The 24,134-nt window shown below is 60.6% G+C and carries 21 protein-coding genes, 1 other RNA gene and 2 pseudogenes; 12 read left to right on the forward strand and 12 right to left on the reverse strand.

The features are described from left to right. Nucleotides 1-7 precede the first annotated feature (7 nt). On the forward strand, nucleotides 8-2,212 hold the full coding sequence (gene ppk1 / locus ACEPAJ_RS04645) for a polyphosphate kinase 1 (RefSeq protein WP_274088233.1): 2,205 nt from the start codon (nucleotides 8-10) through the stop codon (nucleotides 2,210-2,212). Between the two features lie 34 nt (nucleotides 2,213-2,246). On the opposite strand, the pseudogene ppx reads toward ppk1, so the two are convergent. After that, nucleotides 2,247-3,748 (reverse strand): annotated as a pseudogene (ppx, locus tag ACEPAJ_RS04650) (exopolyphosphatase). A 279-nt stretch (nucleotides 3,749-4,027) separates the two neighbouring features. On the opposite strand from ppx, the gene trxA reads away from it, so the two are divergent. The 4 genes from trxA to ACEPAJ_RS04670 all read left to right on the forward strand — a co-directional run bounded on the left by trxA (nucleotide 4,028) and on the right by ACEPAJ_RS04670 (nucleotide 8,443). Further along, nucleotides 4,028-4,354 (forward strand): thioredoxin TrxA, encoded by a 327-nt coding sequence (gene trxA / locus ACEPAJ_RS04655; RefSeq protein ID WP_090241426.1) that lies wholly within the window; start codon nucleotides 4,028-4,030, stop codon nucleotides 4,352-4,354. Nucleotides 4,355-4,613: 259 nt separating this feature from the next. Further along, nucleotides 4,614-5,873 carry a transcription termination factor Rho gene (gene rho / locus ACEPAJ_RS04660; protein ID WP_274088235.1) on the forward strand — a complete coding sequence of 420 codons (1,260 nt, stop codon included), beginning with the start codon at nucleotides 4,614-4,616 and terminating at the stop codon, nucleotides 5,871-5,873. 135 nt (nucleotides 5,874-6,008) lie between these two features. Continuing rightward, entirely contained in the window at nucleotides 6,009-7,475 is a 1,467-nt protein-coding gene (ubiD, locus tag ACEPAJ_RS04665; protein ID WP_274088236.1) for a 4-hydroxy-3-polyprenylbenzoate decarboxylase, read from the forward strand. After that, on the forward strand, nucleotides 7,475-8,443 hold the full coding sequence (locus ACEPAJ_RS04670) for a CDP-6-deoxy-delta-3,4-glucoseen reductase (protein WP_425913810.1): 969 nt from the start codon (nucleotides 7,475-7,477) through the stop codon (nucleotides 8,441-8,443). The genes ubiD and ACEPAJ_RS04670 overlap by 1 nt, the downstream gene beginning before the upstream one ends. A 53-nt stretch (nucleotides 8,444-8,496) precedes the next feature. Here ACEPAJ_RS04670 and ACEPAJ_RS04675 read toward each other — a convergent pair. Continuing rightward, nucleotides 8,497-9,473 (reverse strand): annotated as a pseudogene (locus ACEPAJ_RS04675) (NADPH:quinone oxidoreductase family protein). Between the two features lie 157 nt (nucleotides 9,474-9,630). Here ACEPAJ_RS04675 and ACEPAJ_RS04680 point away from each other — a divergent pair. Further along, nucleotides 9,631-10,050 (forward strand): flagellar basal body-associated FliL family protein, encoded by a 420-nt coding sequence (locus ACEPAJ_RS04680; protein ID WP_425913812.1) that lies wholly within the window; start codon nucleotides 9,631-9,633, stop codon nucleotides 10,048-10,050. A gap of 24 nt (nucleotides 10,051-10,074) precedes the next feature. Here the strand turns inward: ACEPAJ_RS04680 and ACEPAJ_RS04685 are convergent, their stop codons facing one another. After that, on the reverse strand, nucleotides 10,075-10,524 hold the full coding sequence (locus ACEPAJ_RS04685) for an EVE domain-containing protein (RefSeq protein ID WP_425913813.1): 450 nt from the start codon (nucleotides 10,522-10,524) through the stop codon (nucleotides 10,075-10,077). 167 nt (nucleotides 10,525-10,691) lie between these two features. Between ACEPAJ_RS04685 and ACEPAJ_RS04690 the strand changes: the two genes are divergently transcribed. Then, the gene (locus tag ACEPAJ_RS04690) at nucleotides 10,692-10,823 is read left to right on the forward strand and encodes a hypothetical protein (protein ID WP_425913814.1); all 132 of its coding nucleotides are present in this window, start codon (nucleotides 10,692-10,694) and stop codon (nucleotides 10,821-10,823) included. A gap of 41 nt (nucleotides 10,824-10,864) precedes the next feature. Here the strand turns inward: ACEPAJ_RS04690 and ACEPAJ_RS04695 are convergent, their stop codons facing one another. The 4 genes from ACEPAJ_RS04695 to ACEPAJ_RS04710 form a co-directional block, all read right to left on the reverse strand. Beyond that, complete coding sequence (locus ACEPAJ_RS04695) at nucleotides 10,865-11,461, reverse strand: 5-formyltetrahydrofolate cyclo-ligase (RefSeq protein WP_425913816.1); 597 nt, start codon at nucleotides 11,459-11,461, stop codon at nucleotides 10,865-10,867. A gap of 49 nt (nucleotides 11,462-11,510) precedes the next feature. After that, a non-coding RNA gene (gene ssrS, locus ACEPAJ_RS04700) (6S RNA) lies at nucleotides 11,511-11,688 on the reverse strand. A 33-nt stretch (nucleotides 11,689-11,721) separates the two neighbouring features. Continuing rightward, entirely contained in the window at nucleotides 11,722-12,036 is a 315-nt protein-coding gene (locus ACEPAJ_RS04705) for a cell division protein ZapA (RefSeq protein ID WP_425913817.1), read from the reverse strand. Continuing rightward, nucleotides 12,036-12,242, reverse strand: a complete 207-nt coding sequence (locus tag ACEPAJ_RS04710; RefSeq protein ID WP_425913819.1) for a TIGR02449 family protein — start codon at nucleotides 12,240-12,242, stop codon at nucleotides 12,036-12,038. The genes ACEPAJ_RS04705 and ACEPAJ_RS04710 overlap by 1 nt, the downstream gene beginning before the upstream one ends. Nucleotides 12,243-12,536: 294 nt before the next feature. Here ACEPAJ_RS04710 and ACEPAJ_RS04715 point away from each other — a divergent pair, with 294 nt between their 5' ends. Genes ACEPAJ_RS04715 through ACEPAJ_RS04735 form a run of 5 tightly spaced genes read left to right on the forward strand, consistent with a single transcriptional unit; the run spans nucleotide 12,537 to nucleotide 17,367 of the window. Continuing rightward, entirely contained in the window at nucleotides 12,537-13,091 is a 555-nt protein-coding gene (locus ACEPAJ_RS04715; RefSeq protein ID WP_425913821.1) for a YecA family protein, read from the forward strand. 33 nt (nucleotides 13,092-13,124) lie between these two features. Then, on the forward strand, nucleotides 13,125-14,459 hold the full coding sequence (gene pepP, locus ACEPAJ_RS04720) for a Xaa-Pro aminopeptidase (RefSeq protein WP_425913822.1): 1,335 nt from the start codon (nucleotides 13,125-13,127) through the stop codon (nucleotides 14,457-14,459). 2 nt (nucleotides 14,460-14,461) lie between these two features. Continuing rightward, nucleotides 14,462-15,649, forward strand: a complete 1,188-nt coding sequence (gene ubiH / locus ACEPAJ_RS04725; protein ID WP_425913824.1) for a 2-octaprenyl-6-methoxyphenyl hydroxylase — start codon at nucleotides 14,462-14,464, stop codon at nucleotides 15,647-15,649. Between the two features lie 3 nt (nucleotides 15,650-15,652). Next, entirely contained in the window at nucleotides 15,653-16,135 is a 483-nt protein-coding gene (locus ACEPAJ_RS04730; protein ID WP_425913826.1) for a DUF4442 domain-containing protein, read from the forward strand. 14 nt (nucleotides 16,136-16,149) lie between these two features. After that, the gene (locus tag ACEPAJ_RS04735; RefSeq protein ID WP_425913827.1) at nucleotides 16,150-17,367 is read left to right on the forward strand and encodes a 2-octaprenyl-3-methyl-6-methoxy-1,4-benzoquinol hydroxylase; all 1,218 of its coding nucleotides are present in this window, start codon (nucleotides 16,150-16,152) and stop codon (nucleotides 17,365-17,367) included. Nucleotides 17,368-17,553: 186 nt separating this feature from the next. On the opposite strand, the gene dctM is transcribed toward ACEPAJ_RS04735, so the two are convergent. The 5 genes from dctM to ACEPAJ_RS04760 form a co-directional block, all read right to left on the reverse strand. Next, the gene (gene dctM / locus ACEPAJ_RS04740; RefSeq protein ID WP_425913828.1) at nucleotides 17,554-18,837 is read right to left on the reverse strand and encodes a C4-dicarboxylate TRAP transporter large permease protein DctM; all 1,284 of its coding nucleotides are present in this window, start codon (nucleotides 18,835-18,837) and stop codon (nucleotides 17,554-17,556) included. Further along, nucleotides 18,834-19,466 (reverse strand): TRAP transporter small permease, encoded by a 633-nt coding sequence (locus tag ACEPAJ_RS04745; RefSeq protein WP_425913830.1) that lies wholly within the window; start codon nucleotides 19,464-19,466, stop codon nucleotides 18,834-18,836. Before ACEPAJ_RS04745 ends, dctM begins: the two co-directional genes overlap by 4 nt. Nucleotides 19,467-19,592: 126 nt before the next feature. Next, nucleotides 19,593-20,582, reverse strand: a complete 990-nt coding sequence (gene dctP, locus ACEPAJ_RS04750; RefSeq protein ID WP_425913831.1) for a C4-dicarboxylate TRAP substrate-binding protein DctP — start codon at nucleotides 20,580-20,582, stop codon at nucleotides 19,593-19,595. Nucleotides 20,583-20,880: 298 nt separating this feature from the next. Beyond that, nucleotides 20,881-22,269 (reverse strand): sigma-54-dependent transcriptional regulator, encoded by a 1,389-nt coding sequence (locus tag ACEPAJ_RS04755; protein ID WP_425913833.1) that lies wholly within the window; start codon nucleotides 22,267-22,269, stop codon nucleotides 20,881-20,883. Beyond that, nucleotides 22,266-24,080, reverse strand: coding sequence for a sensor histidine kinase (locus ACEPAJ_RS04760; protein WP_425913835.1), 1,815 nt, complete (start codon nucleotides 24,078-24,080; stop codon nucleotides 22,266-22,268). The genes ACEPAJ_RS04755 and ACEPAJ_RS04760 overlap by 4 nt, the downstream gene beginning before the upstream one ends. Nucleotides 24,081-24,134: the final 54 nt, after the last annotated feature.

Here is a 24,134-nt window from a genome sequence, read left to right on the forward strand (position 1 = left end):
CTTTTCAATGAACACCGAAGGACTCAGTACCCCTGAATTGCAAGACGCCCAGCCGGTCGTCGACGAGGTTGTAGCCGTGGAACCCCCTGTGATCGAAGCCCCCGCGCCCGTCGCACCTGCGCCCGTGGTGATCCACAACCTGGATGACAGCAGCCTGTATATCCACCGCGAGCTTTCACAACTGCAATTCAATATCCGCGTGCTGGAACAGGCGCTGGATGAGTCCTACCCGTTGCTGGAGCGGCTGAAGTTCCTGCTTATCTTCTCCAGCAACCTCGACGAGTTCTTTGAGATTCGTGTGGCCGGCCTGAAGAAGCAGATCAACTTCGCCCGCGAACAGGCTGGCGCCGATGGCTTGCAACCGCATCAGGCGCTGGCGCGGATTGCCGAGTTGGTACACGAGCAGGTTGAGCGCCAATACGCCATTCTCAACGACAACCTGTTCCCGGCACTGGCCAAGCACAACGTCAACTTTATCCGTCGACGTTTCTGGAATGCCAAGCTCAAAGCCTGGGTTCGCCGCTATTTCCGCGACGAGATCGCGCCGATCATCACCCCGATCGGTCTCGACCCGACGCACCCGTTCCCGCTGCTGGTGAACAAGAGCCTGAACTTTATTGTCGAGCTGGAAGGCATCGACGCCTTCGGCCGCGACTCCGGTCTGGCGATCATTCCCGCGCCGCGTCTGCTGCCGCGCATCATCAAGGTGCCGGAGGATGTCGGCGGTCCGGGCGACAACTTCGTGTTCCTCTCCTCGATGATCCACGCCCACGCCGATGACCTGTTCCAGGGCATGAAGGTCAAGGGCTGCTACCAGTTCCGCCTGACCCGTAACGCCGACCTGTCGGTGGACACCGAAGACGTCGAAGACCTGGCCCGCGCCCTACGTGGTGAGCTGTTCAGCCGGCGTTATGGCGATGCGGTGCGCCTGGAGGTGGTCGACACCTGCCCACAGCCATTGCTCAACTACCTGCTCAAGCAGTTCAACCTGACGGAGGCCGAGTTGTACCGGGTCAATGGTCCGGTCAACCTGACGCGGCTGTTCAGTATCACCGGTCTGGAGAGCCATCCAGAGCTGCAATACACGCCATTCACTCCGGTGATCCCAAAATTACTGCAGAACGCTGAGAACATTTTCAGTGTGGTCAGCAAGCAGGACATTCTCCTGCTGCATCCGTTTGAGTCCTTTACCCCCGTGGTCGACCTGCTGCGTCAGGCGGCGAAAGACCCGCATGTGCTGGCCATCAAGCAGACCCTGTACCGCTCGGGGGCCAACTCGGAAATCGTCGATGCGCTGGTCGATGCCGCGCGTAACGGCAAGGAAGTCACCGCGGTGATCGAGTTGCGTGCACGCTTTGACGAGGAGTCCAACCTGGCGCTGGCCAGCCGCTTGCAGGCGGCCGGTGCGGTGGTGATCTACGGTGTGGTGGGCTTCAAGACCCACGCCAAGATGATGCTGATTCTGCGTCGTGAGAGCGGCGATATCGTCCGCTACGCGCACTTGGGCACCGGTAACTACCACGCCGGCAACGCCAAGTTGTACACCGACTACAGCCTGCTGACCGCTGATGTGGCGCTGTGTGAGGACGTCTCCAAGTTGTTCAGCCAGCTAATCGGCATGGGTAAGACGCTGCGCATGAAGAAGCTGCTGCATGCGCCGTTTACCTTGAAAAAGACCCTGCTCGACATGATCGCCCGCGAAACCGCCCAGGCTGCCGAAGGCAAGCCGGCGCACATCATGGCCAAGTTCAACTCGCTGACCGATGCCAAGATAATCCGCGCGCTGTACAAGGCCAGCCAGGCCGGGGTGAAGATTGAGCTGGTGGTGCGCGGCATGTGCTGCCTGCGCCCGGGCATTGCCGGGGTCTCGCACAATATTCAGGTGCGCTCGATTATTGGCCGCTTCCTCGAGCACACGCGGGTGTTCTACTTCCTCAATGGCGGCGAAGAGCAGATCTACCTGTCCAGCGCCGACTGGATGGAGCGCAACCTCGATAAGCGCGTCGAGACCTGCTTCCCAGTAGAAGGCAAGAAGTTGATTCTGCGGGTCAAGAAGGAGCTGGAAAGCTACCTGAGCGACAACACCCAGGCCTGGGTGCTGCAATCGGATGGGCGCTACCTGCGCTGCAGCCCGAGTGGCAACCAGAACCCGCGCAGCGCGCAGGCTGGTTTGCTGGAGAAGTTGACGGCGCCGCTGATCAGCGCCCGTTAAACCTGTGCGCAGGTGGCGCCGTGCTGGCGCCGCCTCAGCGTACGCTCAGTTCGACGCCAATACGCTTCAGCCACTCCGCTTCCTGGGTGAAATCGGCCTGGGTCAGCGGATTGTTTGCCAGCCAACCATCCGGGAATTGAATTTCCAGGCTCTGTTCACGAGCCTTGAGCTGCACCTCGGGCATTTCTTGGCTGCCGCGAATGTGGTGAAACAGGATGGCAAAGCGCAGCAGCACACACAGACGCATCAGCTTGATGCCCTCGGCACCGAAGTCGGCGAACTTATCCTTGGGGATATTGCGCCGATGACCGCGTACCAGCAGGGCAAGCATCTGTTGATCCTGGCGGGAAAAACCTGAAAGGTCTGAGTGCTCCACCAGGTAAGCGCCGTGCTTGTGGTACTGGTAGTGGGCAATATCCAGGCCCACCTCATGCACTTTGGCGGCCCAGCTGAGCAGCTCGCGGTGGCAGTCGTCTTGCAGTTGCCAGTCCTTGGCGACCTTGCCCAGCGCAGACAGCGCCTTGCTTTCAACCCGCGCCGCCTGCTCCAGGTCGACGTGGTAACGCTCCATCAGCGAGCTGAGCGTGCGTTCACGCACGTCTTCATGCTGATGCCGGCCCAGCAGGTCATACAGCACGCCTTCACGCAGCGCGCCTTCCGAGTGGCTCATGCGTTGGATATCACAGGCATCGAAGATTGCCTCGAGAATCGCCAGGCCGGCCGGGAAAATCCCGCGGCGATCGACCTTGATGCCGTCGAGATCGAGTTTTTCCGCATCGCCAATCTTGAACACTTTGCGTTTCAGCCAGGCCAGCCCTTCGGCATTGACCTCGCCCGAGCCAAGCCCGGCCGCTTGAATAGTCAGGCCGATGGCCTTGATGGTGCCGGAAGCACCCACTGCGTCTTCCCAACCGAGGCGACGCAGGGCGTGCTCGATGCCCATGATCTCCAGCCGAGCCGCGGTGTAAGCCTGGGCATAGCGAGCGGGAGTAATCTTGCCGTCCTTGAAGAAACGCTGGGTAAAGCTGACGCAGCCCATCTGCAGGCTTTCGCGCAGCATGGGTTCGAAGCGTTGGCCGATGATGAATTCGGTACTGCCGCCGCCAATATCGGCGACCAGGCGTTTACCGGGGTGTCGGCAATGCTGTGCGACACGCCGAGGTAGATTAGGCGGGCTTCTTCACGGCCGGATATGACTTCCACCGGGTGCCCGAGAATTTCTTCGGCGCGGCGGATAAACTCGCCACGGTTGCGCGCCTCGCGCAGGGCGTTGGTGCCCACTACACGCACCGCACCTTCTGGCAGGCTGGCGGTCAGCTGGGCGAAGCGGCGCAGGCAGTCGAGCCCACGCTGCATAGCCTCTTCGCTGAGCAGGCGCTGCTCGTCAATGCCGGCGGCCAGTTGGACCTTATCGCCGAGGCGTTCGAGGATGCGGATCTCGCCGTGATCGGCTTTGGCCAGCACCATATGGAAGCTGTTGGAGCCTAGGTCGATAGCTGCAATCAAAGGGAAAGACTCGGCAGGGGTATGCGGCATGGCAGAACCATCTCAGAGCGGAACCGTGTCATCGTGCCACGATAGCCTGGCCTCGCCAACGCATACTGATGTCGCAGGCGCCCGCCAACGCCGCTGTACGGCGATGCATGCAGCGCTGGCGCTGGGCTGACCGGTGGTCTGAATAAATTGCGTGGTAAAGGCCTGCGTGGTCGTTTTGGGGCTGCACCATAGAGAAGCTCAATTGCCGCCGCCTTCCTGTGTGGAGAAAGCCGGGCTATGATGTCGCCCATCTTTTGCTTCCGAACACGGAGACTTTCCATGAGCGAATTCATCACCAATGTCAGCGATGCCAGCTTCGACCAAGATGTCCTGCAGGCCGAAGGGCCGGTGCTGGTCGACTACTGGGCTGAGTGGTGCGGCCCGTGCAAAATGATAGCGCCGGTGCTCGATGAGATCGCCCAGACCTATCAGGGCAAGCTGAAAGTCTGCAAGCTGAACATCGATGAAAACCAGGACACCCCGCCGAAGTTTGGCGTGCGTGGCATCCCAACGCTGATGCTGTTCAAGAACGGCAATGTTGAAGCCACCAAAGTGGGCGCACTGTCCAAGTCGCAGCTGGCGGCGTTCCTCGATAGCAACATCTAAGTTGTACTGAGACGCCAACAAGCGCTAGAAGCCCCGCACATTGCGGGGCTTTTTTCTGCCTGGGCGCTGGACGTACGAATAAAACCGGTGTTACATTCGGCTTCGCTGTATTTCCTATGCAGCCCCCTGCAAGCCGTCGCCGACGCATTCCTATCCGAATCCTTCGATACATAAGCAGGCGATCAACTCGCCTTCTCTGCGGCGCTGGCTCCCAAGCTAAATAGCTTATTTCCCCTCCTTCATGAATTACGTCATTCCTATGAATCTGACCGAACTCAAGCAAAAGCCGATTACCGAACTGCTGGAACTCGCTGAACAACAGGGCCTGGATAACATGGCTCGTTCACGCAAGCAGGACGTGATTTTCTCCCTGTTGAAGAAACACGCTAAAAGCGGTGAGGAAATCTCCGGTGATGGCGTGCTGGAGATTCTCCAGGACGGTTTCGGCTTTCTCCGCTCTGCGGATGCCTCGTACCTCGCTGGCCCCGATGACATCTACGTCTCGCCGAGCCAGATCCGCCGCTTCAACTTGCGTACCGGCGATACCATCGTCGGCAAGATACGCCCGCCGAAAGAAGGCGAGCGTTACTTCGCGCTGCTCAAGGTTGACACGATCAACTACGACCGCCCGGAAAACGCCAAGAACAAGATTCTCTTCGAGAACCTGACGCCGCTGTTCCCGACCAAGCGTTTGGTCATGGAAGCCGGTAACGGCTCTACCGAAGACATCACCGGCCGGGTGATCGACCTCTGCGCCCCGATCGGTAAAGGCCAGCGTGGCCTGATCGTCGCACCGCCGAAAGCCGGTAAGACCATCATGCTGCAGAACATCGCGGCGAACATTGCGCGCAACAACCCCGAGTGCCACCTGATCGTTCTGCTGATCGACGAGCGCCCGGAAGAAGTGACCGAAATGCAGCGCACCGTGCGCGGCGAAGTGGTGGCCTCGACCTTCGATGAGCCACCAACCCGCCACGTGCAGGTGGCCGAAATGGTCATCGAAAAGGCCAAGCGCCTGGTTGAGCACAAGAAGGATGTAGTCATCCTGCTCGACTCCATCACCCGTCTGGCGCGTGCTTACAACACCGTGATCCCAAGCTCCGGCAAGGTGCTCACCGGTGGTGTCGATGCTCACGCCTTGGAGAAGCCGAAACGCTTCTTTGGCGCCGCGCGTAACATCGAAGAAGGCGGTTCGCTGACCATCATCGCCACCGCGCTGGTGGAAACCGGCTCGAAGATGGATGAAGTGATCTACGAAGAGTTCAAAGGCACCGGCAACATGGAGCTGCCGCTGGACCGTCGTATCGCCGAGAAGCGTGTGTTCCCTGCGATCAACATCAACCGCGCCGGTACCCGTCGCGAAGAGCTGTTGACCGCCGAGGACGAACTGCAGCGCATGTGGATTCTGCGCAAGCTGCTGCACCCGATGGATGAAATTGCCGCCATCGAGTTCCTCACCGACAAGTTGAAAGCGACTAAGACGAACGAAGAGTTCTTCCAGTCGATGAAGCGTAAGTAAGGCGTCTTTCGCCCTACAACAAAAGCCGGGTAAGCCCGGCTTTTGTGTCTCTGCATATTGGCTTTCCCTTCTGAAAGACCGAGTTCGGCGCTAAACTTTGCGCCCCTATTGCTCGGCTCGAAACGAGGCATTTGCATGCAGTATCGTGACCTGCGCGACTTTATTCGCGGCCTGGAACAGCGCGGTGAACTCAAGCGTATCCAGACACCCGTCTCTCCCGTGCTGGAGATGACGGAAATTTGCGACCGCACGTTGCGTAAAGGTGGGCCGGCGCTGCTGTTCGAGAATCCCACGGGCTTTGACGTGCCAGTGCTTGGTAACCTGTTCGGTACACCGAAGCGGGTCGCCCTGGGCATGGGCGCGGAAGAGGTCAGCGAGCTGCGTGAAATCGGCAAGCTGCTGGCGTTTTTGAAGGAGCCTGAGCCGCCGAAGGGTCTGAAGGATGCCTGGAGCAAGCTGCCGATTTTCCGCAAGGTACTGGCCATGGCGCCAAAAGTCGTTAAAGACGCGCCGTGCCAGGAAGTGATCGAAGAGGGTGATGACGTCGACCTCGGCAAGCTGCCTGTGCAGACCTGCTGGCCGGGCGATGTGGGGCCGCTGATCACCTGGGGCCTGACCATCACCAAAGGGCCTAACAAGGAACGACAGAACCTCGGCATTTACCGTCAGCAGGTGATTGGCCGCAACAAAGTGATTATGCGCTGGCTCAGCCACCGCGGCGGCGCACTGGATTTTCGCGACTGGTGCCAGAAATACCCGGATCGTCCCTACCCGGTTGCGGTGGCGCTGGGGGCTGATCCTGCGACCATTCTCGGCGCGGTCACACCGGTGCCGGATACCTTGTCTGAATATGCCTTTGCTGGCCTGTTGCGCGGCAACAGAACCGAGCTGGTGAAGTGTCGCGGCAGTGATCTGCAGGTTCCGGCCAGTGCCGAAATCGTCCTCGAGGGGGTGATTCACCCTGGTGAGATGGCCCCGGAAGGCCCTTACGGCGACCACACCGGCTATTACAACGAGGTGGACAGCTTCCCGGTGTTCACCGTTGAGCGCATCACGCGTAGGCAAAAGCCGATTTACCACAGCACCTACACCGGCCGGCCACCGGATGAGCCGGCGATTCTCGGCGTGGCGCTGAACGAAGTGTTTGTGCCGATTCTGCAGAAGCAGTACCCCGAGATCGTCGACTTCTACCTGCCGCCGGAGGGCTGTTCCTACCGCCTGGCGGTGGTCACCATCAAAAAGCAGTACCCCGGCCACGCCAAGCGGGTGATGCTCGGTGTGTGGAGCTTCCTGCGCCAGTTTATGTACACCAAGTTTGTCATCGTCACCGATGACGACATCAATGCGCGGGACTGGAACGATGTGATCTGGGCCATCACCACGCGCATGGACCCCAAGCGCGACACGGTGATGATCGATAACACACCGATCGACTACCTGGACTTCGCCTCGCCGATCTCGGGCTTGGGTTCGAAGATGGGCCTGGACGCCACCCACAAGTGGCCGGGCGAGACCACGCGCGAGTGGGGTCGGGCTATCGTTCAGGATGAAGCGGTCAAGCAGCGCGTCGATGCGTTGTGGTCTGAGTTGGGAATTGATTGATGAAAGTCACCCTGAATCCTTCAGGTGCAGTACTGGAAGTCCAGCCCCACGAGCGCATTCTCGATGCGGCGCGGCGCCTGGGCTACGACTGTCCGCAAAGCTGCCGTAATGGCAATTGCCATATCTGCGCGGCGCTATTGGTTGAAGGCCGTGTGCAGCAAGGTGGGGTTGAGCTGGCCCAGGGTGAGCTGTTCACCTGCCTGGCAGAACCGCTGGAAGACTGTGTGCTGCATTGGGATGGCGTGCTTGCCCCAGGAGAGCTGCCGGTGCGCGAGTTGGCCTGCCAGGTTGCCGCCTGTGATGACCTGGGCGGTGATGTGTTTCGTCTGCGCCTGCAAGCGCCTGCGGGCAAGGCGCCGCGTTATCACGCCGGGCAATACCTGCTGCTGCAGCGCGACGCTGATGATTACGCGGCCTTTTCCCTGGCATCGGCTCCGCACTATGGTCGCGAGCTGGAGTTGCATGTACTGGCCCGCGACGAGGCGACTGTCGCCCTCGTAGAACAATTGCGGACCACGGGCCTGGTGCGGGTGAAGCTGCCGTTCGGCGATACCCACCTGGCCGAACTGCCGGATGGGCCGCTGGTGCTGATTGCCGCCGGTACCGGTATGGCGCAAATGCACAGTTTGATCGAGCATTGTCGGGCTATCGGCTTTGCCCACCCGGTGCATCTGTACTGGGGCGCACGCCGCCCAGAAGACTTTTACCAAATGGAGCACTGGGCGCAGTGGCAACAAGTGCCCAACCTGTTTCTGCATCAGGTGGTCAGCGATCAGTGCGGCTGGCCGGGGCGTTGCGGTCTGCTGCATGAGGCCGTGCGTGAAGACTTTGCCGACCTCAACGCATTACACGTCTACGCCAGCGGCTCGCCGGCGATGGTTTATGCCACCCTCGATGCTCTGGTAGAGGCGGGTATGGATGCGCATCAGATGCGCGCAGACGTCTTCGCCTACGCGCCACGCGGTTAACCGCGTTAACAAAAAAGGCCGCCTGATGGGCGGCCTTTTGCTGTCGCGTGGTGTCAGCGCACCTGCACCACCACTTTGCCCACTGCCTTGCGCTGGCCCAGCATGTTGATCGCCTCGGCGGCCTGCGCCAGTGGGAACGTCTGCGAGACCAGTGGCTTGAGTTTGCCTTCGGCGTGCCAGGCAAACAGCTGCTGGAAGTTAGCGGCATTTTCCTGTGGCTGGCGCTGGGCGAACGCCCCCAGAACACCCCGACAACCGCAGCACCTTTGAGTAGCGGCAGGTTAACCGGCAGCTCGGGAATGCGCCCGCTGGCAAAACCCACCACCAGCAAGCGGCCATTCCAGGCAATGCTACGAATCGCCGCGTCGAATAGATCGCCGCCGACCGGGTCATAGATCACGTCGGCGCCCTGGCCGCCGGTCAGACGCTTGACCTCATCTTTGAGGTTGCTTTCGCTGTAGTTGATTAGTTCATCGGCCCCAGCGGCCTTGGCCACTTCGAGTTTCTCCGCGCTGCTTGCTGCGGCTATGACCTTGGCGCCCATGGCTTTGCCGATTTCCACGGCTGCCAGGCCGACACCGCCAGAGGCGCCGAGTACCAGTAGGGTTTCCCCGGGCTGCAGGTTGGCGCGCTGCTTGAGGGCGTGCATCGAGGTGCCGTACGTCATGCCGAAAGCGGCGGCGCTGGCAAAGTCCATGCTCGCGGGAATTGGCATGACGTTATAGCCGGGCACCGCCACCTCTTCGGCGAAGCTGCCCCAGCCGGTAAGGGCCATCACCCGGTCGCCGACTTTCAGGTGGCTGACTTTTTCACCGACGGCCGTGACTACGCCAGATGCTTCACCGCCTGGGGAAAAGGGGAAGGGCGGTTTGAACTGGTATTTGCCTTCGATGATCAGCGTATCGGGGAAGTTGACCCCGGCGGCATGCACTTCCATCAGCACTTCATTCTTCTTCGCTTCGGGGCTGGCGACTTCTTCCAGTACCAGGGTTTCGGCGGGGCCGAAGGCTTTGCACAGCACGGCTTTCATCGGGCTTTCCTCTGCGGTTATTGGCCATGCAGTGTAGGTGTGAGTGCTGCCCGGTCAACGAGCATACTTGTGCATGATGGTCATGCATAAGGCTGGGGCTTGGGCCGCCGCCTGAGTGTGGCTATGCTAGGCACTGAACCCTTGAGGAATATCGCCTGTGAAAGTCTGGATCGCATTGCTGTTGGCTCTGTCCTTGCCCTTGATGGCGCAGGCTTCGGAAAGCAAGGAAGAGCCCGAGGGGGAAGAAGGCGCTGCTCCGGCGGTTGCCTACGTCACCCTGGTGCCGGCCCTGGTGGGTAATTTTGGTGACGGCCCCAAGCTTAAGTTCTTTAAGGCCGACCTCTCGCTGCGGGTTACTGGCAAGGATGTCGAAGAAAAGATCAAACACCATGAGCCGCTGATCCGCAATCAGCTGGTCATGTTGTTTTCCCAGCAGACGAATGAAGGCATGGCGGCGGCAGGCGCGCGGGAAACGCTGCGCGCCGAAGCACTCAAGCAGGTGCAGGACGTGCTGACACAGGAAGAAGGCAAGCCGCTGGTAGAAGACCTGCTGTTCAATAACTTAATCATTCAGTAAAGGTTTGCCTGGCGTTGCACTATTTCAGCGCAGCGCCAGGATGGCTGCCCATTCCTCAGCACTGACCGGCATGACGGAGAGGCGGCTGCCCTTCTGCACCAGCGGCAACTCCAATAGCGCACTCTGGGCTTTCAGCTGTGCCAGGGAAATGACGCGCTTGAACACCTCGACAAAGGCTACATCGACCGCGCTCCAGGGGTTTTTAGCCGCGCTGGCTTTGGCGTCGAAATAGTGGCTGTCAGGCTCTAGCGCAGTGGGGTCGGGGTAGGCGGCGGAGACAATGCGGGCGATGCCGGCAATGCCTGGCTCCGGGCAGCTGGAGTGATAAAAAAAGAACAAGTCGCCTGGCTGCATGCTGCGCAAGAAGTTGCGCGCCTGGTAATTACGCACGCCATCCCAGCGCGTTTGCTCAAGGCGCTGCAGGTCGTGGATGGAGAGTTCGTCGGGTTCTGATTTCATCAGCCAGTAAGGCATGAACTTTGCTCCTGTGTTTCGGTCCTTTAACGGGCACCGGCTGTCTGCTGAGTTTTTGTCGAGCTATTGTGTCGCCAATTGGCTGCGTGGGTGGTCGCCGTTGCTGGATCTATAACAATAATTGTCGTGGATACACCGCAGGCTATGCCTTAAGGGGGAGGCAGAGAATGAAACGTAAACCAGATGTGTTGTGGGTATTGGTGATTCTGTTCAGCTTGGGCGTGGTAACCACGGGTTACACCCAGAGCCTATGGGAGCACCAGCCAGCGCCGGTGACGCAGTCCAGCGTGGCGCGCTGAGCCTGCTGGGTACCGCAGGGACGCGGTACCGCCTTGGTCATTTAATACCATGCCTTGTCCGTCACGGTACCTTGAAGCGGCACGTCCCAGCTGGCCATGGTCAGGCGCTCAACCAGCTGACACTCATGCGCTAGACCTAGCAATGTCGGTTTGTGCCAATTTTTGCGCAGGCTGAGGTAGGCGAGGCTGCGGTCATAAAATCCTCCACCCATCCCCAAACGAGCGCCATGGCGGTCGAAGCCAACCAGCGGCAGTAGCACCAGATCCAATGCCCATACTTTGCGTTGCTGTTTGTAATTGCGTTGGGGTTCGTAAATGCCAAAGCGGTTTTTGCGCAGGGGCTGGCCGGCGCGGACGCGTTGAAAGACCATCTTGCTTTGCGGCCAGGGGCTGAGCACCGGCAGGTAGGTGGCCTTTCCGCGTTTTTGCGCGGCACGAAGCAGTGGCCGCGGATCAATCTCGCCATCGTTGGGAAGGTACAGGGCAATCTGTCGTGCCCGGCGAAACAGCGGGTGCTGTGCCAGTTGTTTGTATAAGCCGTGGGCGGCCTGCCGTTGGGCGTGGGGGCTGAGCGCGCGACGCTGTGCGCGCAGATGACGGCGCAGCTGTAAGCGGCTTAGGGCAGTTGTATCGGGCATGGGCGGTTGCAGTAGCCGTTGTCGCGGAAGGGCAACTGGCTGGAAAAAGTGACTCCCCGGCGTGCCGCTGTCGGCTTAGCCCTTGAACCCGAAAGTTCAAGGTGGAGGTTGCAGGAGACCTTAAGGCTTTCCGTCAAGCGGACATGCACACCGGTCTCAACTTGCAACCCCGGGGTTGTGCGAATCGGCTCAGGGACATGACCAACTGGCGCACACTCCAGGGAGCGGTGGCCAGTATACCCGAAACCGTCGGCGCGTAATTAGCTGCCTTGCTCATTGCTGTTCTGGGCCAGGGCGCTATCGACACGATTAAGCAGGTTGCGCACGTGTTCGCGGTTAGCTCCGGCCTGTTCATCAAGGTATTGCTGTTTGTGTAGCAGGTCGTGGGTGATGTTCAGCGCGGCCATCACGGCGACGCGGTCGGCACCAATGACTTTGCCGCTTGAGCGGATCTCGCGCATCTTGCCATCCAGGTAGCGCGCGGCACTCTCCAGATTGCTGCGTTCATCGCTCGGGCAAGCGATGCAATATTCTTTGTCCATGATCTGGACGGTCAACGTGTTCGACTGGGACATTAATCCTGCTCCAAGGCTCTAAGGCGCGAAATCATGGATTCGACCTTATGCCGGGCCATTTCGTTCTTTTCAATTAAGTGGGATCGCTCTTCACGCCAGGCCTTTTCGCTCGCCATAAGCTGTCGGTTGTGCGCCTTGAGCTGCTCGACACGCTGGATCAGCAGGTCCAACTTGGTCGTAAGCGCCTGCAGGTCGACGTCGTCCATGGTTCTCTACTCGTACTGGGTGAGTGGGCTGGCAAGTAAAAATAGCGTCTTTAAGGTGGCTTCGACAGTATCGGACGGAGCGCGGTGCCTTTAGTTTACGTATTTAGCAGTGTGGGGCAGATTGGCACTACAGGTTGATGCATTTCACCCGCCGATCACGGGGCGGTAATTATTCGTGGCAAGGGGCGATTTGTGCATGGCCGCCGAGCCACTTGATTAGTCTTGGCAGGCTTGCCGGTGCTAGGATACAGGGCCTCCATTCTAGTGATTGCGCAGCTTTGCGCCTAGTTATCTATGCCAACTTCAAATTCGCCGTATTCCGCTTTTGCCGCGCTGCTTGCCAGCAGCGGCCACAACGTTTCCCCTGCTGAATTGCATGGCCTGTTGCTGGGTCGCAGCTGTGCCGGTGCAGGGTTCGAGATCGACTCCTGGCTGGTTGATGCCGCTGAACTACTGGGCGGCGCGCCGGAAGATACCGTGCGCCAGGCGCTGATTGGCCTCCAGGAAATGGTCAAGGGCGAACTGACCAGTAACGATGTCACCGTGGTACTGCTGTTGCCCAGCGACGATGCGCCGCTTAGCGAGCGCGCTGTGGCTCTGGGACAATGGTGTCAGGGCTTCCTCGGTGGCTTTGGTTTGACCGCCCGTGACAGCGCCCTGAGCGCTGAAGCCATGGAAGTGCTGCAAGACCTCGCGGCGATTTCCCAGGTACAGAATGCCCTGGAAGAATCCGAGGACGGTGAAACTGATTACATGGAAGTGATGGAATACCTGCGTGTTGCGCCACTGCTGCTGTTCAGCGAATGCGCCAAACCTGTAGTCGCCGCGGCGAAACCGTCGCTGCATTGATTTTCATGCAATAGAAGTGGACTCAATCTGCCCATGATCAGCATCCCCAAGTCGGAATACGCCCGTCGGCGCAAGGCGCTGATGGCGCAGATGGAACCCAACAGCATCGCGATTCTGCCGGCTGCGCCGGTGTATATCCGCAACCGCGATGTTGAGCACATCTACCGCCAGGACAGCGATTTCCAGTACCTCTCCGGCTTTCCCGAGCCGGAGGCGGTGATTGTGCTGATTCCGGGTCGTGAACATGGCGAGTACGTTTTGTTCTGTCGCGAGCGCGATCCGCTGCGGGAGATGTGGGACGGTCTGCGTGCCGGCCAGGACGGTGCGATTAGCCAGTACGGCGCCGATGATGCGTTCCCGATTGGTGATATCGACGACATCCTGCCGGGGCTGATTGAGGGGCGTGACCGGGTCTACTCCTCCATGGGCACCCATCACGAGTTCGACCGCCAGTTGATGGAGTGGATCAACATGATCCGCTCCAAGGCGCGTCAGGGCGCGACGCCGCCCAATGAGTTCGTCACCCTTGAGCACCTGCTCCACGACCTGCGTTTGTACAAGTCTGCGGCGGAAATCAAGGTCATGAAGGAAGCGGCTGACATCTCCTGCCGTGCCCATGTGCGCGCGATGCAGGCCAGCCGTGCCGGCCTGTTCGAGTACCACCTGGAAGCCGAACTGGATTACGAATTCCGCAAAGGCGGAGCGAAGATGCCGGCCTATGGCTCCATCGTCGCAGCGGGTAAGAACGCCTGCATCCTGCATTACCGCGAAAATGACGCATCGCTGAAAGATGGCGATCTGGTGCTGATTGATGCTGGCTGCGAGATCGACTGCTACGCCAGCGATATCACCCGGACCTTCCCGGTCAGCGGCACGTTTTCCCCGGAGCAAAAGGCCATTTATGAGTTGGTGCTGGCCTCTCAGGAAGCTGCGTTCAAGGAAATCGGCCCTGGCAAGCACTGGAACCAGGCCCACGAGGCCACGGTGCAGGTAATCACCGCTGGGTTGGTCGAGTTGGGCCTGCTACAGGGTGAGGTTGACGAGCTGATTGCCGCCGAGGCTTACAAACCCTTTTACATGCACCGCGCCGGCCATTGGCTGGGCATGGATGTGCACGATGTCGGCGAGTACAAGGTCGGCGGCGAATGGCGCGAGCTGGAAGTCGGCATGGCCATGACCGTCGAACCGGGTATTTATATTGCCGTGGACAATCTAGACGTGGCGAAGAAGTGGCGCGGTATTGGTGTGCGCATCGAAGACGATGTGGTGGTGACCAAGACCGGTTGCGAGATTCTTACTGGCGGCGTACCGAAGACCGTGGCTGAGATCGAAGCGCTGATGGCTGCCGCACGCAGCGCGGCGGCTTAAGCGTGGCGCGGGTGGATATCGCGATTATCGGCGGCGGCCTGGTCGGCGCGAGCCTGGCCGTGGCCCTTCAAGCTGAAGCCAAGCGGCGTGGCTGGAACATTTGCCTGATCGAGCCGTTCACCCCAGGCAACGGTTATCAACCCAGCTATGACGCACGTTCGACGGCGCTGTCGTTCGGTTCGCAGCAGATCTATCAACGCCTTGGCCTGTGGTCGCAGATCAGCCAGCGCGCCGAACCGATCAAGCAGATCCATGTCTCCGACCGTGGCCGCTTTGCCGCTGCGCGCCTGAGCGCCGAGGAAGAGGGCGTGCCAGCGCTGGGTTATGTTGTGGAAAACGCTTGGCTCGGCGAATGTTTATGGCAGGCGCTGGACCCGCAGGTGGTGAGCTGGCGTAGCCCGGCTCAGGTCACGCGCATGCAGGCGTTGGCCGATGGCTACCGGTTGACCCTGGACGATGGTAGCGAGCTTGAGTGCAACCTGGCGATTCTCGCCGAGGGTGGCCGCTCTGGGCTGCGTGAGCTGCTGGGCATCGCCGTCAGCACCACGCCCTATGGGCAGAGTGCATTAATCGCCAACGTCAGCCCGCAGGAACCGCACCACGGCCTGGCCTTTGAGCGCTTTACCGAAGAGGGGCCGATGGCTCTACTGCCGCTGGCGGATAACCGCTGCGCATTGGTCTGGACCCGTGCCACGCTAGAAGCCGAGCGCCTGGCGACGTTGGACGATGCGGCGTTTCTCGGCGAGCTGCAGCAGGCCTTTGGTTACCGGCTGGGCAGCTTGCGTCAGGTCGGTACGCGGCATCTCTATCCGCTGGCGCTGACGGCCGCCAAGGAGCAGGTGCGCCAGCACCTGGTGGTACTCGGCAACGCGGCGCACAGCCTGCATCCGATTGCCGGGCAGGGCTACAACCTGTCGCTGCGCGATACCCTGGTACTGGCCGAAACCCTGCTGGAAAGCACTGCACCGCTGGGTGATCTGGCCACCTTGCAGCGCTACCTGAGCCGTCAGCAGGTGGATCAACAGCTCACCGTGGGCTTTTCCGATCAAGTCACCCGGTTGTTCAGTACCGGCCAGCCGTTGCTGGCCGCCGGGCGCAACCTCGGTTTGCTTGGCCTCGATCTTCTTCCTCCGGCGAAACGCTGGTTCGCCCGCCAGGCCATGGGCCTTGGCACCCGTTCGGAGTCTTGAGCCATGCCTGCGAAGAAATTGGCGCGCAAGGCGCGACTGCTACGCTGGGCAATGAACCTCTATCCGCCCTACCTGGGGGCGGGTGTGCGGGTGCGGCAGATCAGCGCGGACTTCCGTCAGGTGCAGGTGAAGATGGGCCTCGGCTGGTATAACCGCAACTATGTCGGTACCCAGTTTGGCGGCAGCCTGTATTCGATGACCGATCCGTTCTTCATGCTGATGATCATGGAAAATCTCGGTCGCGATTTTATTGTCTGGGACAAGGCCGCGCGCATCGACTTTATCGCCCCCGGCAAAGGCCCGGTGTACGCCGACTTCAGCATCGACGAGCAGCTGCTTAGCAACATCCGCCAGCACACCGCAGACGGTGACAAATACCTGCCCGAGCTGCATGTGGAAGTCCGCGATGGCAGCGGCACCTTGGTGGCGCGGGTGCACAAGACTCTTTACGTGCGGCTTAAGCCGCGCGTTCGGCAGGCAGCCTGAACAAGGAATATGTGATGCAAGCGGATCTGATCATCGTTGGCGCAGGCATGGTAGGCAGCGCATTGGCGCTGGCCCTGGACGATCAGGGGCTGGACATTCTGCTGGTCGACGGCAGCCCGCTGAGCGTCAAACCCTTTGACCCGCAGGCCGCGTTCGAGCCGCGCGTGAGTGCGCTGTCTGGGGCCAGCCAACGCATCCTCGAGCGCCTCGGCGTTTGGCAGGGCATCGCTGCCCGCCGCGTCTGCCCCTATGGCGAGATGCAGGTCTGGGACGGTTCCGGCACCGGGCAGATTCATTTCAGCGCGGCCAGTGTGCATGCAGAGGTGCTCGGTCATATCGTCGAGAACCGCGTGGTGCAGGATGCGCTGCTTGAGCGCCTGCACGACAGCTCGATTGGTCTGTTGGCCAATGCTCGGGTGGAGCAGCTGCGTCGTTCCGGCGATGGTTGGCTGCTGAGCCTGAATGATGGCCGCGAGTTGCGCGCGCCGCTGCTGATTGCCGCTGATGGCGCCAACTCGGCGGTGCGGCGTCTGGCCGGTAGCGCAACCCGTGAGTGGGATTATCTGCACCACGCCATCGTCACCAGTGTGCGCTGCAGCAAGCCGCACCAGGCGACCGCTTGGCAGCGGTTTACCGATGACGGTCCGTTGGCCTTTTTGCCGTTGGCTGGGCCAGAAGGCGAGCACTGGTGTTCGATTGTCTGGTCGGTCACGCCAACTGAGGCCGAGCGGCTGATGGCCCTGGATGATGCTGGTTTCCGCCGCGCCTTGGGTTTTGCCTTCGAGCATCGTCTGGGTGAGGTGCTGCACGCCGATACGCGGCTGTGCATCCCGCTGCGCCAACGTCACGCCAAGCGTTATGTTGAAGACGGCCTGGCGCTGATCGGCGATGCCGCTCACAGCATTCATCCGCTGGCCGGGCAGGGCGTCAACCTGGGGTTTCTCGATGTCGCGGTACTGGCCGAGGTGCTGCTGCACGCCGCCCAGCGGGGTGAGCGTTTGAGCGATGCCAAGGTACTCAGCCGTTACGAGCGTCGGCGTATGCCGCATAACCTGGCGATGATGGCCGCGATGGAAGGCTTCGAACGGTTGTTTCAGGCCGATCCTCTGCCGCTGCGCTGGCTGCGCAACAGTGGCCTCAACTGGGTCGATGAGCTGCCGGAAGCCAAAGCGCTGTTTGTACGACAGGCGCTGGGGTTATCAGGCGACTTGCCGGAGTTGGCGCGGGTTTAACGCGGGCGATCTAACCCTGCAAATAATGCAACGCATTGTGTCGATGGTGGGTTACGCCGCGCCTAAAGTAGCGCGGACCTGGCAATGGCGGTATGCGGCTAACCCACCCTACAAACGCGATGCACAAAAAAGCCCGGCGCTAAGGCCGGGCTGAAAGTGTGTAGGGAAGTACACACGGAGTCGCTGTCAGTTCATGCCCAGCCAGTTGGGCAGCGCCATGGATACGGCCGGCACATACGTGATGATCATCAGGAAGCCGAGCAGCAGCATCAGCCATGGCCAGGCCGCCTTGATCACGGCAGTCAGTGGCATGCCGGTGACCGCCGAGGTGACGAACAGGTTGAGCCCCACCGGTGGGGTGATCAGACCGATCTCCATGTTCACCACCATGATGATGCCCAGGTGGATCGGGTCGATGCCCAGCTGTACGGCAATCGGGAACAGGATTGGCGCCAGGATCAGGATGATCGCCGACGGCTCCATAAAGGCACCCGCCACCAGCAGCACGATGTTCACCACCAGCAGGAACTGCCAAGGCTGCAAGCCCATCTCGATCACCCAGGCGGTGATGGTTTGGGGGATTTGCTCGGTGGTCAGCACGTGGGCGAAGAGCATGGCGTTGGCAATGATGAACATCAGCATGATGGTCAATTTGCCGGAGTCCAATAGCACCTTAGGGCACTCGCGGAAGCTCAGATCCTTGTACACAAACAGTGCCACGAAGCCGGCGTAGACTGCCGCCACGGCGGCTGCTTCGGTTGGGGTGAACATGCCGGAGTAGATGCCGCCAAGGATGATCACCATCAACAACAGGCCCCAGATCGCCTTGCGTGCAGTGGTCAGCAACTGGCGCAGGCTGGCGCGCGGCATGGCGGGCAGGTTCATCTTCCGCGCGACGATATAGATCGCCACCATCAGCGCCACACCCAGCATCAGGCCGGGTATCACGCCGGCCATAAACAGCTTGCCCACCGACTGTTCGGTCGCGGCGGCATACACCACCATGACGATCGACGGCGGAATCAGGATGCCCAGGGTGCCGGCGTTGCACACGATGCCCGCGCCGAAGGCTTGCGGATAACCCGAGCGCACCATGCCGGCGATGGCAATTGAGCCTACCGCCGCGACCGTGGCCGGGCTTGAGCCGGACAGCGCGGCGAACAGCATGCAGGCCATCACTGCAGAAATCGCCAGGCCGCCGCGGATATGGCCGACGCAGGCGTTGGCGAAATCGATCAGGCGCTGCGCCACACCGCCCGTTGTCATAAACGCACCGGACAGCAGGAAGAACGGGATTGCCAGTAGGGTGTAGTGCTCGGACGTTTCAAACAGTTTGATTGCCAGCGAGCGCACCGAATCCGGGCTGAACAGCATGATGGTCACTGAGCCAGCCAGGCCCAGGGAGGCAGCAATCGGCACGCCGATAAACATCAGCAAAAACAGCAGGAGGAAGAGGAACAGAATGGTCATTGCTTATGCTCCCCGTGTTCATTGATTTTCAGCGCGTCAGCGGCCTCATCAGCCAGGCCCAGGCCCGTCTGTTGGTTGCGCAGGATGCGCACGAAAATTTCCAGAAAACGGATAAAAACCATGGCGTATCCGAACGGCACGATCGCCGTGATATGCCACTGCATGATGCCGTAGTGACCGAGGTCCTCGGCGCCGATGCCGGCGGTAAAGAGGGTTTTGACCCAGTCGAAACTGGCGACAGAGATCAGCCCGGCATAGCCCAGGCAGGCCAGGCAAGCGATCAGGCCGATCACCCGCTGCACCGGTTTGCTCGCCAGTTTGACCAGTGCATCAACGCCGATATGCCCGGCGGTGCGCACGCCGTAGGCCAGGCCGAAGAAGATCAGCCAGGCAAATAATGCTTTGGTCAGGGCAATGCTCCAGGTCATCGACTGGGCCATGCCAAGAATGCTGTCGCCAATGGCGAAGAACAACTCACTGCTACCTTCCCAGCGGTCCGCCAGGTTGTAGAACAGTGTGTAGAGGTTGTTGAGGATCACGTAGACGAAAGTCACCAGCGTCATGGCAGCCAGCAGAAAAGCAATAAAGCCTTCCTCGAAGTGCTCCCAGACGCGCCGCAAGGCGTTCATCAATAAAGTCTCCAGTGGTTTAGAGGGCGGTATACCCAGGCGAGCAGAAAGCCGCCTGGGTATTCAGCCAATGGCGCAGCCGCAGGGTTGCGCTGTGGTTGGGTTCAGGCCGCAGCCTGTACCGCCTTACTGGTTGGCTGCGTCGGCCGCCTTGATCAGGTCTGTACCGATTTCGCCTTCAAACTTGCTCCACACCGGCTTCATGGCAGCGCGCCACTCAGCACGCTGCTCAGGCGTCAGGGTGATGATCTCGGTGGTTTTCGCGTCGAGGATGCGCTGCTTGTCACCGTCGTTGAGGGCGCCAGCCTGTTTGTTCACTTCGGCCGTCACTTCCACGATGATCTTGTCCAGCTCGCTGCGTACATCAGCAGGCAGGCCGTTCCAGAACGTGGTGTTGGTGATCAGCATGTAGTCCAGAACACCGTGGTTGGATTCGGTGATGAACTTCTGCACTTCATGCATTTTCTGGCTGTAGATGTTCGAGTAGGGGTTCTCGGCACCGTTCACCACGCCAGTCTGCAGACCTTGGTAAACCTCGGCGAAGCTCATTTTACGTGGGTTGGCGCGCACGGCTTTGAACTGCTCTTCCAGCACGGCGGATGCCTGTACACGGAATTTCAAGCCACGGGCATCTTTCGGCTCACGCAGCGCCTTGTTGGCGGACAGCTGCTTGAGGCCGTTGTGCCAGTAGGCCAGGCCAGTGATGTTCTTATCTTCCATGGATTTCAGCAGCGCCTGACCTTCCGGGCTCAGCTGGAAGCGGTCAACAGCGGCCATGTCCTGGAACAGGAACGGCAGGTCAAATACCTGGATTTGCTTGGTGTACTGCTCGAATTTAGCCAGCGATGGGGCGATCAGCTGCACGTCACCGAGCAACAGCGCTTCCATTTCCTTGCCGTCACCGAACAGTGAGGAGTTGGGGTACACCTCGACCTTGACCTTGTCGCCCAAGCGCTCTTCGGCGAGCTTCTTGAACAACGCGGCACCTTGGCCTTTAGGGGTGTGGTCGGCGACCACGTGTGAGAACTTGATTACGATCGGATCGGCCGCTTGGGCCATGCCGGCGATGCTCAGCGACAGGGCGCAAGCCAGCGCCTTGGCAGTCAGTTTGAACATGGAGTCTTTCCTCTTGTTTTTGTATCGCGTAATGCGCCGCAGCGCTGCAAGTCGGGCGAACATGCTCAAGTCTAGGCGGCCTGTCAGAAAAAGTGACGGACGCTGGGCAGCAATGGCCTAGATTTTTGCGTTTATACATCGCCTGCAAGAGGGTAGAGCAACCGCCATGCCAGGCCCTTAGCTTGGGCCCTATTACCTGGTAGAGCGCAGTGTTGGCAGTGGTTGGCGGGTTGCTGCAGAACATGTGGGGGGTGTTCTGTCAGCACGATTTATGTGGGTTTTGGCGGAAATCCGCCAGTTAATCGAGGCTATCTGGCGAGCTTCCGCCAGTGTCGGCAAAGTTCAGCCCATGTTTGCGCAATTTGTCGTGCAGGGTTTTACGCGGTACGCCCAGAGCTTCGGCCAGGCTGCGTAGCGAGTTGTACGAGCGGCTCAGTTCGGCGCTGATCAGGCTGCGCTCGAAGGCTTCCACCTGGGCATTTAGGCCGCTGCCGTTCTCGTCATTGCTGGCTGGAGCGGCCTGGGGTTGGAGGTCGAGGTCCAGTTCCAGGCCGAGGGCGAAGCGCTCGGCGGCGTTTTGTAATTCACGCACATTACCCGGCCAGGGATGGCGCAGCAGCGCCGCGCGTTGGCCGGGTTGCAGGTGGCGTTCGGCCAAGCCGTGGCGGCTGCTGGCCGCTTCGGCAAAGTGCTGGAACAACTGCAGGGCATCTTCGCCGCGTTCACGCAGGGCAGGGATGCGCAGCGGGGCAACGTTCAGGCGGTAATACAGGTCAGCGCGGAAACGTCCCTGGTCGGCGGCCTGACGCAGGTCTTCCTTGGTCGCGGCAATGACTCGTATATCCAGGGGGATCAGCTGGTTGCCGCCAAGACGCTCAACCACTCGCTCTTGCAGCAGGCGCAGCAATTTAACCTGCACCTCGAGGCTCATGCTCTCTATCTCATCGAGGAACAGGGTGCCGCCATTGGCGAACTCGAATTTGCCGATGCGGCGTTTCTGCGCGCCGGTAAAGGCGCCTTGTTCGTGGCCGAACAGTTCGCTTTCCACCACCGATTCGGCCAGCGCGCCGGCGTTGATGGCCACAAACGGCCCAGCACGGCGGCTCGACAAATCGTGCAGGGCGCGCGCCACCACTTCCTTACCGGCGCCGGTTTCACCGAGGATCAGCACATCGCTGTTGATGCCGGCCAATGCGCCGATCTGCTCGCGCAGACGCAGCATTGCTGGCGATTGGCCGATTAAACGTGCCGAGAGGGTGTGGCGATCAGCCAGGGCCATGCGCAAGCTGCGGTTATCCAGCACTAGGCGGCGTAAAGCCAGGGCGCGACGCACGCTGTCGAGCAGGTTGTCGCTGGCAAAAGGTTTTTCCAGAAAATCATAGGCGCCGGCGCGCATGGCCTGCACCGCCAGCGGGACGTCACCGTGCCCGGTAATCAGCAAAACTGGCAGTTCCGGGTCCTGCTCTTGCAGTTGTTGCAGCAGCTCTAGGCCGTCGATGCCGGGCATACGGATATCACTGACCACAACGCCGGGCCAGTCGCGCTCGATGCGCGCCGCCACGCCGTGGGCATCAGCCAGGCTGCTGACCTTGATTCCGGCCAGGTCGAGGGTTTGGCTCAGCGCCTGACGCAGGTGCGGATCATCGTCGATCAGCAGCACCTGAGTGCGGGAGTCGATCATGCTCATACAACAAAATCCTCTGGCGACTGAGTTTTGATGCCCTGTGCTGCTGCACGCAAACGCAGGGTTAGCTGGGCGCCGCCATCAGGATGGTTGGTAAAAAGCAGTTCGCCGCCCAGGGCGCGCATCAGGGTATCGCAAATGGCCAGGCCCAAGCCGAGGCCTTGGGCGCTGGTTTTGGTGGTGAAGAATGGCTCGCGAGCGCGCTGCAGCGCCTCCTGGCTAAAACCGGGGCCATTGTCACGCAGGTGTAGATCGACGCCCTCGGCGGTGAGTTCGGCACTTAACCAAAGACGGCGTGGCTGCGGCACTTCGCTCAAGGCATCAAGGGCGTTGGCCAGCAGGTTGCCGAGTACCTGGCGCAGGCGGGTTTCCCCGGCCTGCACCCATAGGGTCGCGTCTGGCAGATCGCGAATCAGCTCTACATGCATGGCCTGACGGCGCTTGGCCAGTAACGCCAGGGCGTCATCAATAGCTGGCTGCAGGGCCACGCTTTCCGGGGCGTGGCGATCACGTCGAGCGAAGGCACGCAGGTGGGAAATAATCGAGGCCATGCGCTCGGTGAGTTGGCTGATCAGCTTGAGGTTGGCGCGGGCATCGTCGCCGCGTTGGTGGTCGAGCAACACGCAGGCGTTGTCGGCGTAACTACGGATCGCGGCCAGCGGCTGATTAAGTTCGTGACTGATGCTCGCACTCATGGTGCCCAGGGCCGTAAGTTTGCTGGCCTGCACCAGTTCGTCTTGGGCTTGCACCAGTTCTTGCTGCGCCTGTTCACGCTCCAGGACTTCCTCTTTCAGCCGGCTGTTGAGCCGTTCCAGGTCCTGGGTGCGCTCTAGTACGCGCTGCTCAAGCTGCTGGCGCGCTTGGCTGTCGAGGGCGATGCGCTCCAGATAGTGGCGGCGGCGCTGCATCAGCAGGCCGATCAGCAGGACCAGCGCTAACAGGGTGCTTCCGCCGACCGCCATGGTGGTGCGCACTGGCTGATCGAGTTGTGAGCGTGGCGTCAGGATGCTTACGGTCCAGCCGATCTCATCGAGGATCTGCCCCTGGCTCAGCCAGGCATCGCGGTTGAGTTGCAGTGGCGGGGGTGACTGGATGCGATAGGGCTGGGTATCGGCAATTGCCGCGCGCTCAGCGTTGTCCAGTTCGCGGGTCGCGTGAAAGCGCCAGTCGGCCTGTGAGGTGAGAATGACCACGCCATAGCTATCGCTTACCAGCAGATGCTCCGGGCGTTTGCCCCAGAGTGTTTCGGTGTGATCAAGGTCGACTTTAACCACCATCACCCCGAGAATTTTCTCACCGTCGCGGATCGGCGCGGCGAAGAAGTAGCCGCGCTTGCCGGAGGTCGTGCCCAAGCCGAAAAAGCGTCCAGGTCTGCCCTGCATGGCTTCAAGGAAGTAGGGGCGGTAGGAGAAATTGCGCGCCACGAAGGAGTCTTCCTGCAGCCAGTTTGATGCCGCCAGTGTGGTGCCATTGGCCGCCATCAGATAGATCACATCAGCCCCGGTCTGCTGGCGGATCTGGTCGAGCAGGTGATTGGCCGTGGTGCGCAGCTGGGCTTGCTCAGGGTTCTGCAGGGCGCTGCGCAAGGCCGGCAAGTCCGCCAGAATGGGCGGCAAGACTTCATAGCGCCGCAGGGTGCCCAGCAGGTTGGCCACATACAGGTCGAGGGTTTGCCGGTTCTGTTCGACCAACACCCCGCTGTAGTAACGTTCCGTCAACTGTTGCAGTGGCCACAGCAGGGGAGCCAGCAGCAGAACTAAAATGGCCAGGCTTCTCCAGCGTGGGCGGCGAGGGTGGGGTGACGGAGCTGGCATGCGCTTACTCGGGCAGGGCTGTCGGGTGAGAATGGCGGTTATGCAATAAGTGGG

This window comes from Pseudomonas sp. GWSMS-1, assembly GCF_049847425.1.
Classification (GTDB): Bacteria; Pseudomonadota; Gammaproteobacteria; order Pseudomonadales; family Pseudomonadaceae; genus Aquipseudomonas.

What these genes read in the sequence shown, in the direction of transcription:
- ppk1 (WP_274088233.1), top strand. Translation starts at nt 8, where the DNA reads ATGAACACCGAAGGACTCAGTACCCCTGAATTGCAAGACGCCCAGCCG.
- trxA (WP_090241426.1), top strand. Translation starts at nt 4,028, where the DNA reads ATGAGCGAATTCATCACCAATGTCAGCGATGCCAGCTTCGACCAAGAT.
- rho (WP_274088235.1), top strand. Translation starts at nt 4,614, where the DNA reads ATGAATCTGACCGAACTCAAGCAAAAGCCGATTACCGAACTGCTGGAA.
- ubiD (WP_274088236.1), top strand. Translation starts at nt 6,009, where the DNA reads ATGCAGTATCGTGACCTGCGCGACTTTATTCGCGGCCTGGAACAGCGC.
- ACEPAJ_RS04670 (WP_425913810.1), top strand. Translation starts at nt 7,475, where the DNA reads ATGAAAGTCACCCTGAATCCTTCAGGTGCAGTACTGGAAGTCCAGCCC.
- ACEPAJ_RS04685 (WP_425913813.1), bottom strand. Translation starts at nt 10,524, where the DNA reads ATGCCTTACTGGCTGATGAAATCAGAACCCGACGAACTCTCCATCCAC.
- ACEPAJ_RS04690 (WP_425913814.1), top strand. Translation starts at nt 10,692, where the DNA reads ATGAAACGTAAACCAGATGTGTTGTGGGTATTGGTGATTCTGTTCAGC.
- ACEPAJ_RS04695 (WP_425913816.1), bottom strand. Translation starts at nt 11,461, where the DNA reads ATGCCCGATACAACTGCCCTAAGCCGCTTACAGCTGCGCCGTCATCTG.
- ACEPAJ_RS04705 (WP_425913817.1), bottom strand. Translation starts at nt 12,036, where the DNA reads ATGTCCCAGTCGAACACGTTGACCGTCCAGATCATGGACAAAGAATAT.
- ACEPAJ_RS04710 (WP_425913819.1), bottom strand. Translation starts at nt 12,242, where the DNA reads ATGGACGACGTCGACCTGCAGGCGCTTACGACCAAGTTGGACCTGCTG.
- ACEPAJ_RS04715 (WP_425913821.1), top strand. Translation starts at nt 12,537, where the DNA reads ATGCCAACTTCAAATTCGCCGTATTCCGCTTTTGCCGCGCTGCTTGCC.
- pepP (WP_425913822.1), top strand. Translation starts at nt 13,125, where the DNA reads ATGATCAGCATCCCCAAGTCGGAATACGCCCGTCGGCGCAAGGCGCTG.
- ACEPAJ_RS04730 (WP_425913826.1), top strand. Translation starts at nt 15,653, where the DNA reads ATGCCTGCGAAGAAATTGGCGCGCAAGGCGCGACTGCTACGCTGGGCA.
- ACEPAJ_RS04735 (WP_425913827.1), top strand. Translation starts at nt 16,150, where the DNA reads ATGCAAGCGGATCTGATCATCGTTGGCGCAGGCATGGTAGGCAGCGCA.
- dctM (WP_425913828.1), bottom strand. Translation starts at nt 18,837, where the DNA reads ATGACCATTCTGTTCCTCTTCCTCCTGCTGTTTTTGCTGATGTTTATC.
- ACEPAJ_RS04745 (WP_425913830.1), bottom strand. Translation starts at nt 19,466, where the DNA reads ATGAACGCCTTGCGGCGCGTCTGGGAGCACTTCGAGGAAGGCTTTATT.
- dctP (WP_425913831.1), bottom strand. Translation starts at nt 20,582, where the DNA reads ATGTTCAAACTGACTGCCAAGGCGCTGGCTTGCGCCCTGTCGCTGAGC.
- ACEPAJ_RS04755 (WP_425913833.1), bottom strand. Translation starts at nt 22,269, where the DNA reads ATGAGCATGATCGACTCCCGCACTCAGGTGCTGCTGATCGACGATGAT.
- ACEPAJ_RS04760 (WP_425913835.1), bottom strand. Translation starts at nt 24,080, where the DNA reads ATGCCAGCTCCGTCACCCCACCCTCGCCGCCCACGCTGGAGAAGCCTG.